At 42.5% G+C, this 14041-nt stretch carries 11 protein-coding genes and 2 pseudogenes; 5 read left to right on the forward strand and 8 right to left on the reverse strand.

The window, feature by feature from the left end; translation table 11 throughout:
- Window positions 1–136: 136 nt before the first annotated feature.
- On the forward strand, window positions 137–478 hold the full coding sequence (locus F6K64_RS36935) for an SDR family NAD(P)-dependent oxidoreductase (RefSeq protein ID WP_287251476.1): 342 nt from the start codon (window positions 137–139) through the stop codon (window positions 476–478).
- 10 nt (window positions 479–488) lie between these two features.
- Window positions 489–1868 carry a saccharopine dehydrogenase C-terminal domain-containing protein gene (locus F6K64_RS36940; RefSeq protein ID WP_071103480.1) on the forward strand — a complete coding sequence of 460 codons (1380 nt, stop codon included), beginning with the start codon at window positions 489–491 and terminating at the stop codon, window positions 1866–1868.
- Window positions 1869–1930: 62 nt separating this feature from the next.
- Here F6K64_RS36940 and F6K64_RS36945 read toward each other — a convergent pair whose 3' ends face one another.
- Both F6K64_RS36945 and F6K64_RS36950 read right to left on the reverse strand, forming a co-directional pair.
- Entirely contained in the window at window positions 1931–3013 is a 1083-nt protein-coding gene (locus F6K64_RS36945) for a hypothetical protein (RefSeq protein ID WP_287251479.1), read from the reverse strand.
- Between the two features lie 318 nt (window positions 3014–3331).
- Entirely contained in the window at window positions 3332–3574 is a 243-nt protein-coding gene (locus F6K64_RS36950; protein ID WP_008180935.1) for a hypothetical protein, read from the reverse strand.
- 194 nt (window positions 3575–3768) lie between these two features.
- Here F6K64_RS36950 and F6K64_RS36955 point away from each other — a divergent pair, with 194 nt between their 5' ends.
- A complete protein-coding gene (locus F6K64_RS36955) occupies window positions 3769–10137 on the forward strand; it encodes an ATP-binding response regulator (protein WP_287267927.1) in 6369 nt (2122 codons plus the stop codon).
- A 4-nt stretch (window positions 10138–10141) separates the two neighbouring features.
- On the opposite strand, the gene F6K64_RS36960 is transcribed toward F6K64_RS36955, so the two are convergent.
- Entirely contained in the window at window positions 10142–10276 is a 135-nt protein-coding gene (locus F6K64_RS36960) for a hypothetical protein (protein ID WP_287251481.1), read from the reverse strand.
- Window positions 10277–10332: 56 nt separating this feature from the next.
- On the opposite strand from F6K64_RS36960, the pseudogene F6K64_RS39295 reads away from it, so the two are divergent.
- Window positions 10333–10536: pseudogene (locus F6K64_RS39295) on the forward strand (type II toxin-antitoxin system HicB family antitoxin).
- 242 nt (window positions 10537–10778) lie between these two features.
- On the opposite strand, the gene F6K64_RS36965 reads toward F6K64_RS39295, so the two are convergent.
- From F6K64_RS36965 to F6K64_RS36985, 5 genes are all read right to left on the reverse strand, one after another.
- Complete coding sequence (locus F6K64_RS36965) at window positions 10779–10928, reverse strand: hypothetical protein (RefSeq protein ID WP_154659699.1); 150 nt, start codon at window positions 10926–10928, stop codon at window positions 10779–10781.
- Between the two features lie 211 nt (window positions 10929–11139).
- A complete protein-coding gene (locus F6K64_RS36970) occupies window positions 11140–11340 on the reverse strand; it encodes a hypothetical protein (protein ID WP_008180926.1) in 201 nt (66 codons plus the stop codon).
- 183 nt (window positions 11341–11523) lie between these two features.
- Complete coding sequence (locus F6K64_RS36975; RefSeq protein ID WP_008180924.1) at window positions 11524–11913, reverse strand: type II toxin-antitoxin system VapC family toxin; 390 nt, start codon at window positions 11911–11913, stop codon at window positions 11524–11526.
- The gene (gene vapB, locus F6K64_RS36980) at window positions 11913–12140 is read right to left on the reverse strand and encodes a type II toxin-antitoxin system VapB family antitoxin (RefSeq protein WP_008180922.1); all 228 of its coding nucleotides are present in this window, start codon (window positions 12138–12140) and stop codon (window positions 11913–11915) included. The genes F6K64_RS36975 and vapB overlap by 1 nt, the downstream gene beginning before the upstream one ends.
- 87 nt (window positions 12141–12227) lie before the next feature.
- The gene (locus F6K64_RS36985) at window positions 12228–12377 is read right to left on the reverse strand and encodes a hypothetical protein (protein WP_287267929.1); all 150 of its coding nucleotides are present in this window, start codon (window positions 12375–12377) and stop codon (window positions 12228–12230) included.
- A 47-nt stretch (window positions 12378–12424) separates the two neighbouring features.
- Between F6K64_RS36985 and F6K64_RS36990 the strand changes: the two are divergent.
- Window positions 12425–13873 (forward strand): annotated as a pseudogene (locus F6K64_RS36990) (tetratricopeptide repeat protein); the annotation flags it as partial.
- Window positions 13874–14041 lie beyond the last annotated feature (168 nt).

Consider the following 14041-nt stretch of genomic DNA (forward strand, 5'->3'; position numbering starts at 1 on the left):
AAATACGTTCTCTAATATTTCCATTTTCTTCTATTTTTAAGGCTTTTTGAAGTATTGTTTTTTGCTGTCAGATAATTTTTTGCTGGCATATTTCCTATTATTGGGTTATTTATTAATTTTTATTATACCAATTTAAATGCCGAACAGCTTACCGTATTTACGTCAGAGCAGTGAAGGCCGGATTATTAACATTGTTTCCAACGGTGCTAAATACATTGAAGACAGTAAAGTTGGCTATTCTATCAGTAAGTTTGGATTTTTAGCGGCATCACATGCCATGTTCCATGCCGCTAAAGAAGATGGTGTAAGAGTAACCGCCCTTTGCCCAGGATGGGTTAACACAAATATGGGCAAGGACTCTTCTTCTTTATCCCCAGAAAAGATGATTCAACCAGAAACTATAGCCGATATAGTGCTAATGTTATTGAATCTTCCTAATACAGTAGTAATCCCTGAATTAATTGTTGATAATGTATGAGGATATTTAGATGAAAAACATTTTGTTATTAGGTTCGGGTGTGTCAGTTGCTCCTCTGTGCGACTATCTGAATGAACGAGGCTATCACATTACTGTAGCCTCTAGGAATAAGATGACTGCAGAAGAAATTGTCAATCAGCATTCAAGCCGCAGTTTCTCTCCGATTGAGATTGATCGGTCAAATCCCGAAAATCAGGCTCTTGATCAATTGATTAAAGAAAGTAGTATTGTCATCAGCTTTTTACCCGGTCCCTATCAGCCCCTTGTGACAAAATACTGTCTGGAACATAGTGTGTCATTGATCATGACCTGCCATATCGGCTACTTGTTCAAGACTCAGCAAGAATTCGAACAATTGGATCAACAGGCAAAAGAAAAAGGCATTGCCATTGTGACAGAGGCTGGCACAGATCCTGGATATGGCAGCATGATCGGTAAAAAGCTGATTGACGATGTGCATGCTAAGGGCGGAGAGATTATCGATCTCTGGTATCATGTTGGTGTACTACCCTGTAATCCTAATATTAATCCGTTTGGTTATAAGTGCTTTTGGGCTCCTAAAAAATCCCTTTTTGCTTCGGTTAAGATCAAAGATGGCTCTGGAGACTGGATCAAGGACTCGCAGATACCCCTAATTCCAGGAGACAAAGTTTATTTAGAAACTAGAACGGTTGAAGTTCCCAATATAGGGACATTTGAATCTCGTCCAAATTCAGATTCTGGAGCTTATCTATACCCTAAGGTTTACGGTATTGATAATGTTAGAAACTTCTATCATGGAACATTAAGATACCCCGGTTGGGGAGAGACCTTACAGGGATTGATTGATCTTGGCTTCTCAGATACACAATATCGCCCTGAGCTGCTTCAGAAAACTTATCAGGAAATTGTCCTAGAACTGTGTGGCAGCACAAATGGTGATGCTAAAGCGTTGGTTGCTCAGAAATTGGGTATAGCAGTTTCCCATGATCTTATCATGCGCTATCAATGGCTGGGTCTGTTTGACGATAAGCCGATTATTCCCCCCAAAGATTCGCCCTCCTATTGTGATGTAATCTCTGACTTACTGGTTCAGAAACTGGGGGTTTATCAGCCAGGGGATACAGAAGTGGATCAAATTATCATGTATTACGACATGCTCGTGCAATACCCCGACAAAAAAGAACGCATCATTTCTATAACCAATCCTTCTGCTAAACAGGGTGACCATTACTCCATCTGTTCACAACTGACTTCCAAGACCGCTGCAATGATTGCTAGAAGATTATTGGAAGGTTCCCTGAATCTTACAGGTCTGAAATATCCCAGTATTCCTGAAATTTATGAGCCTGTTCTACAGGAGTACGCAGAGGAAGGGATTAGAAGTAAAGAAACCGTATTAGCAGCTTAACATCTGCGTAAGCATTCAGCTGACAGCTGACCCCTGACCCCTGACTGCTGACCGCTGACTGCTTACGATTCAACTGACTGTAAAATTCCATCTTCTAACTGATAAATTGCTGTCATAATCCCAGTTTCAGGATTGTTCAACAAAGATTTTTTGACCTGTTTTAAGTATCCTAATATATTGCTGCGTAAAATAGGTTTCTCGATTTTAAGGGTGTGGCGGTAATCCCAAACATCCCAAATTAATAAACCGATACCAGCCAGGGGATCAATTATACTTGCTCCTAACTCCGTTGCCACTAAACCACCGGTTTTTGCGGCCATTTTGCTAGCAGCTTTCCCAGCTAGTTTGGTGCTAACTTTACTCGCTACTTTTCCTCCCATGGAAACTAGGATAGGTTTAGCGACCAAGTAACCACTACCACCAATTAACAATTTCAGGGAAATATTGGATAGGTTTCCTTCTGTATCATTAATTGTCGTTGAAATTTCGTTAATATATCTATCCCACTGACCTTGAGGAATTTGATATTGGCTTTGGATGTCACTAAGATTGTTGCCCAACTCAGCCATATATAATTCAATCGTATCATTCGTGATTAGTTCCATCCTCATTTGAGCATTTTGAGGAACCAGTACTCGTTTAGAAAATTCTTTTTGGAACGTCTCGGTAAGTTTGGCGTCAATCGCTTCCTTGCCAGAGGGTAGCTTGGTATTGATTTGATGCATGATAGCATACTTTCCCCACATAAAAGGAACTGAAAGCTCCATCTTTTTCTGATTGAAATAATCAAAATACCAATCCAAAAAACTATCCACACGGGGGATTAACTCTGCTTCCCAAACATCTAACTCCTGGGCCGCAAACCCTTCAGCACTGGCGTGAGATGCTTTAACGGCATCAGCAACCGCTTGATTAACTTTACTAAAGTCGGGACGAGGTTCAATAACAACTGTTGGTTCAGTCGAGGGGGTAATTTGAGCAGGATTGGTCGAATGGGGGATTATAAGTTTGCTGACTAAGGGAATGAATACAATAATAATTACTACAGTCCAAATCAGTGGAGCCACTGACTTAATCAGTTGGGTAAAGGCTTGGATGCGCTCTGTCTTTTGGGTATAAGTTACTTCCTCTTCCTGTTGAATCATAGTGATTTCTCCACTGATTTAGGACTAGTATATTTTATACTATTTTAATCAATTTTTTTGTAAGCATTCAGCATTCAGCATTCAGCATTCAGCATTCAGCTATCAGCTATCAGCTATCAGCTATCAGCATTCAGCATTCAGCTATCAGCTATCAGCTATCAGCATTCAGCTATCAGCTATCAGCTATCAGCCAAAGGCCAATACTGACGCTACACGAATGGCTGACCACTGACCGCTGAGGGCTGAGGGCTGAGGGCTGAGGGCTGAGGGCTGAGGGCACCTCAAGTAGCACCATCTGTAGCGCATATGCTTACAAGCTCACTGGCGATCGCTTAAGTAATAGCGATTACCCAGGTACAAAGCTGCTGCCATAGCTAGTCCTGGCAAGGTAATAACCGCTGCCCAAGGAGAGCGTAACCAATTCACTTGCTCAGATCTTATGTAGTTAATGGACTTCTTGTACATACAAGATTCAGCTGGACTAACTGAACCCAACAAAACAGCACTGGCAATTCCAGTAGTTGATAGGAAAGCAATTAAGGTTAATTTGGGTTTGAGCATGGTTGAGATTCCCCGCTAGCTTCACTTGGGTAATTTTCCTTAGTTTAGCTTTCTTGATCCGATAGCATTCCATGGCACCTAGCTGCTGAGTGCCTGGCTCAATGTTACCTAGTCTGGCGGAAACGGGAAATCTATAAAGTGAGTCCGCTTGAATTGGTCCAGATGCCCTATACCCTCACGTAGGTATGTCACCCATGAACACAACTGCTCCCAACATTAAAGGCTATTGCATCACTGACCTGGTCTACCATGGGTCGAGAACCCTAGTTTATCGTGGCACTAGGAACTCAGACCACACACCAGTAGTACTCAAACTGCTGAATAATCCCTATCCCAGCTTCCAGGAACTTGTCCAGTTCCGCAATCAGTACACTATTGCCAAAAATCTTGACCATCCCGGAATTATCCAAATCTATAGCTTGGAGTCCTACCACAATACCTTGGTATTGGTGATGGAAGACTTTGGTGGCATCTCCCTGGAAGAGTATACCACTGATAGCTTGCACCAAAGACGGATAACGGATCAGCTAGAGCATCCCGGTATGATCCGTGAGCAGTCACTTCAGGAATTTCTCCACATCGCGATTCAAATCGCCTCCATCCTGGATGAACTCTATCGCCACCGAGTGATCCACAAAGACATCAAGCCTAGGAATATCCTGATTAATCCCACCACCAGTCAAGTCAAATTCATTGACTTCAGTATTGCCTCCCTACTCCCGAAAGAAAGCCAAATCCTGACTAGTCCTAACTGCCTCGAAGGTACCCTGGCTTACCTGTCTCCGGAACAAACTGGACGGATGAATCGGGGAATTGACTACCGCAGTGACTTTTATGCTACTGGGGTAACCTTCTACAAGCTGCTCACCACAGAGTTACCTTTTAGCACTACTGACCCGATGGAGTTGGTTCACTGTCATATTGCTAAACAACCATTAGCTCCACACCAGCTGAACCCCGCTATTCCCCCACTCCTGTCCCAAATTATCAGTAAACTGATGGCTAAAAATGCTGAAGACCGTTATCAGAGTGCTTTGGGACTCAAGTATGACCTAGAACAGTGTTCCTATCACTTGCAAAGATTTGGCGCGATCGCTGACATTAAGTTGGGCAGTCGAGATATTTGCGATCGCGTAGCGGCTCCTAGGTCCGATCGCTTCGTAATTCCGGAAAAACTCTACGGGCGTCAAGCCGAAGTAAATACCTTACTGGTCGCCTTTGAGCTAGTCAGTGAAGGATCTACAGAAATGATTCTGGTAGCTGGCTTTTCCGGGATTGGTAAAACCGCTGTGGTCAATGAAGTCCAAAAACCAATTGTGCGGCAGCGGGGTTACTTCATCCAAGGTAAGTTTGACCAGTTCCAGCGTAATATTCCCTTTAGTGCCATCGTCCAAGCACTCCGGGACTTGATGGAGCAATTACTCACGGAAACTGATAGCCAACTTATGCAGTGGAAAGCACAAATTCTGTCTGCTTTGGGTGAGAATGGTCAAGTGATGGTGGATTTGATTCCAGAATTAGAAGGGATTATCGGCAAACAGCCTCCTGCTCCCGAACTTTCCGGTACGGCGGCCCAAAATCGGTTTAATTTGCTCTTTAGTAAATTTATCCAAGTTTTCACCACTAAGGAACATCCCCTAGTGATTTTCCTCGATGACTGGCAGTGGGCAGATTCGGCTTCCCTGAAGTTGCTGCAAGTGTTGATGGCAGAAACTAATACCTCCTATCTACTGCTAATTGGTGCTTATCGAGATAATGAGGTAAATCCTACTCATCCATTGATGCTCACGTTGTCCGAGATGGCCAACGTTGGCGTTTCACTCAATACAATTACCCTCGACCCCCTGAGTAAATCCGACTTAAACCATCTGATTGCCGATACCCTGACTTGTGGGATAGAACTGGCCGAACCCCTGACCGAACTAGTCGCTCAGAAAACTAAAGGAAATCCGTTTTTTGCTACCCAATTCCTGAAATCCCTCCATCACGACCGATTAATCACCTTTAATTTTGATCAAGGGTATTGGCAGTGTGATATTGCTCAAATTAGACCCTTGGCCCTCACGGATGATGTGGTAGAATTTATGGCACTTCAGTTACAGAAGTTGCCAAAAGAAACTCAGGATGTCTTGAAAGTAGCGGCTTGTATTGGCCACCAATTTGATTTGGATACCCTGGCGATTATTCATGATAAATCCCCAATCGATACGGCGAATTATTTATGGAAATCCCTGCAAGAAGGGTTGGTGTTACCCACCACTGAAATTTACAAGTTCTTCACCGTTAATAGTAATTCACCATCAAGCACTGAGGCCAAATTATCCCAATCAGCAATCAGCAATCAGCAATCAGCAATCAGCAATCAGCAATCAGCAATCAGCAATCAGCAATCAGCAATCAGCAATCAGCAATCAGCAATCAGCAATCAGCAATCAGCAATCAGCAATCAGCAATTGGCCACGCTACGCGAACACCAATCCCCAAGTTACAAGTTTTTACATGACCGAGTGCAGCAAGCGGCTTATTTTCTGATTCCGGAAGACCAGAAACAGTTAACCCACCTAACCATTGGGCAACTGCTGTTGAAAAATATCCCGACAGCAAAACGAGAAGAGAAGATTTTTGATATTGTCAACCAGTTGAATTATGGTGTGGAGTTAATCACCGATCAAGCTCAGCGAGATGAATTAGCTCAATTAAATCGTATTGCTGGAGAAAAAGCGAAGGCGGCGACGGCCTATGGGGCTGCTCTGAGATATTTAACAGTAGGTCTGGAACTGCTGGGGAAAAATAGCTGGCAACGTCAGTATGACCTAAGCCTAGCCCTATCTCAAGCTGCCGCCGAGGTGGCATACCTCAATACAGACTTTGAGCAGATGGAGCAAATGGTCCAGGTGGTGTTGGCACAAGGGAAAACACTACTGGACAAAATCACAGCGTATGAAGTCTCGATTGAAGCCTATAAAGCTCAAAGCCACGGTGAGCAAGCCATTACCACCGGGCTCCAAGTCCTGAAGTTATTGGGGATAGAACTGCCCCAACAGCCCAGTCCAGAAGAGATTGGGCTGGCACTACACCAGACACAGTCAGGTTTAGAAGGTAAAGAGATTGAGGACTTAATTGATTTGCCGGTGATGACCGCACCCGAAAAACTAGCGGCGATGAGTATCCTCTGGCGACTGATGCCAGTTGCTTATAGGACCAATCCTCTACTGTTTCCGTTAGTCGTTTTGAAACAGGTCAATCTCTCCCTCCAAAATGGCAATTGTCCTTTGTCTGCTGTGTCCTATGCAGGTTACGCAGTCATTCTCTGGCAGCTTTGTGGAGATATGGATGGCAACAATCGATTCGGTCAACTGGCTCTGAAGTTATTAGCACGGTTCAATGCGAAACAGCTTAAATCTGGAGTAATGTTGCTGGTCAATTTCGGAACAAAGCCCTGGAAAGTGCATCTGAAAGAAACATTAACCCCTTTGCTAGAAGCTTACTCTGTAGGGGTAGAAACTGGAGATTTTGACCAATCTGCCTTCTGTGCAATGTTCTACTTAGAACATTCCTTTTGGCTCGGCTTGGAGCTGGCTGAGCTTGACCAGACCTGTGCCAAATATCATCAAGGGATTGATCAACTCAAGCAAGAGATGCCACGTCAGTTTACGGCCATCACCTGGCAATTGGTCTTAAACTTGCTAGGACAGGCTGAAAATTATTGTTGTTTAAGGGGTGAAGTCTACGACGAACAGATCATGCTCCCACTCCATCAGGAGTTCAATAACCTCAGGGCAATTTACACCCTACACCTGAATAAATTATTCCTCTGTTATCTATTTCAGGATTATCGGCAAGCTTGGCAACATGCCACCATTGCCGAAAATTATTTAGATGGAGCACCAGCCGTTTTCGTTTTTGCAGTTTTCTATTGGTACGATTCTCTAACTCGCTTAGCTCTCTATCCTCAACAGAATCACGCTCAACAAAAACAAAGTTTAGATAAGATAGCCCACAATCAAGACAAAATAAAAAAATGGGCAGACCATGCCCCGATGAATTATTTGCACAAATTTTATTTAGTAGAAGCCGAACGCTATCGTGTTTTGGGTCAAAAGCTTGAGGCTATGGAGTATTATGAGCGCGCCATTGCTGGCGCAAAGGAAAACCAATACATCCAAGAGGAAGCCCTGGCTAATGAACTGGCTGCTAAATTCTACTTGGAGTGGGGTAAAGAAACTATTGCCCAAGCCTACCTGAGTTGTGCCTACTATGGCTATAGTCGCTGGGGCGCATTGGCTAAGGTGGAGGATTTGGAAATTCGCTATCCCCAATTTCTCAGTTCTATTCTTACCGAGAAAACTATCAATATCAGCACCGGGGAGACGATCACCAACCTCACCACTCAAGGAGTTAATACCACCACTACTAACGGTTCAACCACTTTCGACTTGGCTACGGTGATCAAAGCATCCCAAGCTCTATCTGGGCAAATCCAGCTAGATCAGTTGCTCTCGACTTTGATGCAAGTGGTGATGGAGAATGCTGGAGCTGACAAATGCGCTCTAATTTTGGTTAAAGGTGACCGGTTAGTGATCGAGGCTATGGAAACTTCTAATCAACTGGCTTTCGTTGAATCTATGCCAGTGGAAGAAAGCCCAGATATTCCCCAAAGTGCGATTAATTATGTTAAACGGAAATCGGAAACCTTAGTTATCAATGATATCACGGTTGAGACTATCTTAGCTGCTGACCCCTATTTTATTAGTCAGCAACCCCGGAGTCTGATGTGTACTCCGATCATCCATCAAGGTAAACTAATTGGCTTACTTTATATAGAAAATAATCTCACCACTGGATCCTTTACTTCAGATAGATTAGAAGTCTTAAATCTGCTCACATCCCAAGCTGCTATTTCCCTAGAAAATGCTCAACTTTACAGCAATTTAGAAGAGAAAGTTGCCGAACGCACTGCTGAATTAGCACAAGCCAAACAAGCAGCTGATGCGGTTAACCAAGCTAAAAGCGAATTCCTCTCCAATATGAGCCATGAATTGCATACTCCTCTCAATGGCATTCTTGGTTATTCTCAAATCCTCAAGCAAGACGGGTACCTAGGCACCAGGCAAATCGATGGTTTAAGTATTATTGAGGAAAGCGGCAACCATTTGTTGACTCTGATCAACGATATTTTAGACCTATCTAAAATTGAAGCTCGCAAAATTGAACTTTACCCCAGTGACTTACATTTTCAAACTTTCATCGAAAGTGTGGTAGCGATTATTCGCATGCGAGCCTTAGAAAAAGATATCTTGTTCAAATACGACCCTGTGGGGAATTTACCCAATGGGATTCAAGCTGACGAGAAACGGTTGCGACAAATCTTGATTAATCTCTTGGGCAATGCTGTTAAATTCACTGACCATGGTCAAGTAACGTTGCGAGTTAGTTTACAGCCGTTTTCAGATGAATTGACCTCACTACAGACAGCTGCAAGCCCCCTAAATCACCCAATTCTGGGGGACTTTAACTCAATTTCCCCCACCGGTGCGCTTTCCGTAGGGGAATTAAATTCGCCACGGGTCGCACCGCAGAATTGCGGGGCTAGGGGGGCGAAACTTGCTGTAATTGAGCAACAACAGACTACTTCAGTTATCCGTTTTGAAGTCATTGATAGCGGCGTTGGCATGTCCCCGGAACAGTTAGAAACAATTTTCCAACCCTTTGAACAAGTGGGTGATACCCAACGGCGCTCTGCTCGCACTGGCTTAGGCTTAGCCATTTCTAAACAACTGGTGGAGTTAATGGGGGGTCAACTGATGGTAACCAGTGAATTCGGTAAAGGGTCTACCTTCTGGTTTGAGATCCCCTTTACTGTGGTCAAAACCGTTACCAAAGCTCAACCGGAAATAGTGGGTAAAATTAAGGGCTACAAGGGTAAACGATGCCAAATATTGGTAGTGGATGGTCAACTGGAAAATCGCTTAGTTTTGCTCAACATGCTCGCACCGATCGGCTTTGATATCGTCACCGCCGAGGATGGTGAACAAGCAGTATATATGGCGGCTGAACTTCACCCCGACCTGATTTTGACTGATTTAGTCATGCCAGTTAAAACTGGCTTTGAAGCGGTTAACGAAATCCGACAAATTCCTGAAATTAAAGACATACCCATCATTGCTGTCTCAGCTAGCTTCCTGGATATGGATCATAACAAGAGTAAGATAATTGGCTGTCAAGCTTTTCTGTCCAAACCCATTGACCAGAATAAATTATTCGCTTTATTGGAGCAATATTTACCGATTGAGTGGGTGTATGAACCAATTGATGACATGGGTTTGAGCAAAAATGGCACTATCTCAAGTCAGACAGCAGCAATTATCCCGCCGCCCCCTGAGGAAATGGAAGTACTCTACGAATTGGCCATGCTCGGCAGTATGAGAAAGATTCGCGATCGCGCTATGTTCATAGAACATCTCCATGAAAACTATCGGCCTTTTGCTAATAAGCTCAAAGATTTAGCGGATGGATTTCAAGAACAAGCGATTTTGACTTTAGTGGAAAGTTATATTAATTGAGCTATTAGTCGGGAGTAGGGAGTAGGGAGTAGGGAGTAGGGAGTAGGGAGTAGGGAGTAGGGAGTAGGGAGTAGGGAACAGGGAAGAGGCAAGAGGCAAGAGGCAAGAGGCAAGAGTGAAAAAAATCTGTGTATCTCATTAGAATAGAAACCGCTGTACAAAAAGCTATTGATGAAGTAGAGGGTAATCTTAATGATGATCAAACTTAAATATCAAATGATAATTCAATGGTCAGAATAAGATAATTGTTTTTTAGTTGGTTTTCCCGATTTACCAGGACAAAAATGGCGGAATCATGGCGATTCTTATGAAGAAGCGGTTAAGAATGGAACTGAAGCGTTAGAATCTTTGGTAATAGCTTATCAAGAAACAGTAACGCACCACCGGGTCAAACTATAATAAAACAAGTATAAATTTACAAAGTGACGTCATCGGTATGCCTACCTTAGATATAACAGTTGAGCAAGTCATCATGTTAGTAAAGCAATTACCTTTAGAGGGAAAGAAAGCTGTATTTAAGGTACTCCATAAGGAATTCTAATTTCAATAAAATCCTTGGTTAAAATTGGCTGGAAAATATCAAGACGATTCACAATTTGATGAAATGTTAGCTTACATCGAAGCTGAATGCTTACATAACGCTAAATAAGAGAATTACCACACTCACCAAACTCCCCACACTCCCTACACTCTTCCAATTCCCAATTCCCGATTCCCGATTCCCAATTCCCGATTCCCTTTATATATACATCCCAAAAGCAAAAAAAAATAGCCGTAGAAATACTATCCACGGCTAGTTCAATGATTCATGTCAGAAGAATACCCGAAACCATTCGGATGTGATCCTATGCTATCAGACCAAACCCAAGGCTCCCGGGGGGGAAACCCCCCCAGAAATTTAGCGATGCAGCGCGGTCTTGGGGAGCCAGTGCGGTCTTGGGGGTTCCCCCCATGAGCAACTGGCGTGGTTTCCCCCATGAGCGACTGCATCAAGACAAGGTGTTATGGCAACAACCAATACTTGGTCATGGTTGTGATCACTTCGCCTGGAACATCAGTAGGCTCCAGAGGTGTCCACTCGGCAATCTCCGCATAGCCCAATGAATAAAGCATCTGCATGCTATAAATTACTGCTTCACGAGAACCCTTGAGAGTTTGTTGAGCAGGTTGTTTCTTGAAGTTCCGAGTAAATTCTTCTGGCATAGGTCAAAAACTAAACTTGTTACATTGATTATTGTAATGATTATAATTTTGATTGTCAAGGGTTTTAAAAAATTTTTTTTGGGGATTTTTAGGAGTAAAAAAAAAAGCGATTATCTGTATAATAATCGCTAAAATGCTCTTAAAAATGGTAAACGGCTGAATGCTTACAGCCTTATCAGTCAGTTAACTAGCCCATAACCTTTGAATTGGATAAGCATCAAATTTATTATCCCGACTAATCAAAACCAGGGATCTATTCATGGCTTGAGCAATCAACATTCTATCAAATGGATCACGATGATGTAGGGGGAGATTAGAAATTTGCAGAGTGTCGATAAATGCAATAGGTAGTAAACTAATATCTGATGATTGAAGTTCAGATTCAATGGTTTGATAACTTCGTTGCAGTGATAACTTACCAAGATTCAATTTAATCGCAATTTCCCAGAGACTAGCAATACTAAGATAAACGCTATCTGCGACATCAATCATATCTCTTAGTCTCTTTGGCAAATTTTGGTCATTTTCAGATAACCAGATAAAGGTATGGGTGTCTAACAGAAAAAAAGTCATTACATATATTCCTTAAAATCTTCTAATGGTTCATCAAAATCATCAGGCAATGGTAGAACAAAGGTTCCTTTTAAGATACCTGAACGACGTTTCTTGACAGAATGCTGCTCTGGGGAAACATCTTGGGAGTAGTTTTCCATCAGATACTTGGCATAATGCAGCAGTTCTTGTTTCAGGGATTCTGGCATTATCACAACTGTTTGAAAAATTTCTTGGTCAATAGTCATGGGTTTTACTAGTTTATTTTATTTCCAATAAATTTGATTTAAATATATAAAATAGTATAGCATTTATCGTTGAATTGTGGTCAGTTATCAGCAGTCAAACGTTTGGTGATAACTGATAAATGATAACTGATAGCTGATAGCTGTTCGCGTAGCGCTTAAGCTGATAGCTGACCTTGCCTCTTGCCTCTTGCCTTTACCTAAGAGATTATGTTCACAACTCAAATATAAATGCTCCATTTAAATTCAAATAGTATAATATTTTAATAGCTATTGTATAGCAGTTGATGGCAATGCCTGACAATACATCTGATGCCCAACTTGACTTTCTAAAGCAGGTACTACAAGCAACCGCAAACAGTAGGGGTAATAAGCAGGTAATTTACCGATTACTGGCAGCAAATACAGACAAACTTAATCAGAAGTTAGCAGAATTATGGCGGGTTTGGGCAACAATTCAACTGGCGGAAGCAGAAGCAGATGAAGCGAAATACTTAGCAGCAGGTATTGTTAACTTCAGCACTGTAATTCAGCAATTCCCCTTGGGTGACCAAGCCAGCAACATCGAAATTGCCATCACTGGCTATGAAGTGGCACTAACTGTTTTCACCCGTCAAGCTTTTCCCCAACAATGGGCAATGACTCAAAACAATCTCGGTATTGCTTACTCAGAAAGAATCACAGGTCAGAAGGCACAAAACCTAGAAATTGCCATCCCTTGCTACCAATCGGCTTTAGAAGTCTACACCCGCGAAGCTTTTCCCAAACAATGGGCAATGACTCAAAACAATCTCGGTAGTGCTTACTTAAAAAGAATCACAGGTCAGAAGGCACAAAACCTAGAAAATGCCATCGCTTGCTTGCAATTGGCTTTAAAAGTACGCACCCGTGAAGCTTTTCCCCAACAATGGGCAATGACTCAAAACAATCTCGGTATTGCTTACTGTAACCGAATCAGAGGTCAGAAAGCACAAAATCTAGAAGATGCGATCGCTTGCTACAAATCCGCTTTAGAAGTAAGCACCCGTGAAGCTTTTCCTATTGATTGGGCAATGACTCAAAACAATCTCGGTATTGCTTACTGTAACCGAATCAAAGGAAAGAAAGCACAAAATCTAGAAGATGCGATCGCTTGCTACAAATCCGCTTTAGAAGTACGCACCCGTGAAGCTTTTCCCGAACAATGGGCAATGACTCAAAACAATCTCGGTCTTGCTTATAAGAACAGAATCACAGGTCAGAAGGCACAAAATCTAGAAGATGCCATCGCTTGCTACAAATCCGCTTTAGAAGTACGCACCCCTAAAGCTTTTCCTATTGATTGGGCAGGTACTCAAAACAATCTCGGTCTTGCTTACTCTGACAGAATAATAGGTCAGAAAGCACAGAATGTAGAACAGGCGATCGCTTGTTTCCAAAAGGCTCTTACAGTAAGAACCTTTGACGCTTTTCCCCAAAACCATGCAGAAACTTTATTCAACCTAGGGCTGACTTACAAAGGTAGTAACCAGTTTACTTTAGCTTACACCAAATTTAAATTTGCCATTGACACCGTAGAATCTTTGCGGGAGGAAATCGTTTCTGGTGATGAAAGCAAACGCAAGCAAGCAGAAGAATGGAACAAACTTTATAGGAGCATGGTAGAAGTTTGCCTAGAATTAACTAATATCACTGAAGCCATTGAATATGTTGAACGGAGCAAAACCCGCAATTTAATTGAAGAGATTCTCCGCCGTGACCTGAAAACCATCTTTTCCGTAGATGTTGTCTCTCAACTCTGGGGGGGCGACGATATGGCTTGAAACGATTGATACGTCAAGAGTGTAACGATCTGTGATAGAAAAAGATAGGTCTCAAATTGTCAATAAGACCTATCTGTTGCAAATGTTACCCTTATTCTATCA

This window comes from Moorena sp. SIO3A2, from assembly GCF_010672265.1.
GTDB lineage: Bacteria > Cyanobacteriota > Cyanobacteriia > Cyanobacteriales > Coleofasciculaceae > Moorena > Moorena producens.

Coding starts and splice junctions, on each gene's coding strand:
- F6K64_RS36935 (WP_287251476.1), top strand. CDS start 137: ATGCCGAACAGCTTACCGTATTTACGTCAGAGCAGTGAAGGCCGGATT.
- F6K64_RS36970 (WP_008180926.1), bottom strand. CDS start 11,340: ATGCCAGAAGAATTTACTCGGAACTTCAAGAAACAACCTGCTCAACAA.
- F6K64_RS36985 (WP_287267929.1), bottom strand. CDS start 12,377: ATGGAGCATTTATATTTGAGTTGTGAACATAATCTCTTAGGTAAAGGC.
- F6K64_RS36950 (WP_008180935.1), bottom strand. CDS start 3,574: ATGCTCAAACCCAAATTAACCTTAATTGCTTTCCTATCAACTACTGGA.
- F6K64_RS36975 (WP_008180924.1), bottom strand. CDS start 11,913: ATGACTTTTTTTCTGTTAGACACCCATACCTTTATCTGGTTATCTGAA.
- F6K64_RS36945 (WP_287251479.1), bottom strand. CDS start 3,013: ATGATTCAACAGGAAGAGGAAGTAACTTATACCCAAAAGACAGAGCGC.
- F6K64_RS36955 (WP_287267927.1), top strand. CDS start 3,769: ATGAACACAACTGCTCCCAACATTAAAGGCTATTGCATCACTGACCTG.
- F6K64_RS36960 (WP_287251481.1), bottom strand. CDS start 10,276: ATGAGATACACAGATTTTTTTCACTCTTGCCTCTTGCCTCTTGCCTCT.
- F6K64_RS36940 (WP_071103480.1), top strand. CDS start 489: ATGAAAAACATTTTGTTATTAGGTTCGGGTGTGTCAGTTGCTCCTCTG.
- vapB (WP_008180922.1), bottom strand. CDS start 12,140: ATGACTATTGACCAAGAAATTTTTCAAACAGTTGTGATAATGCCAGAA.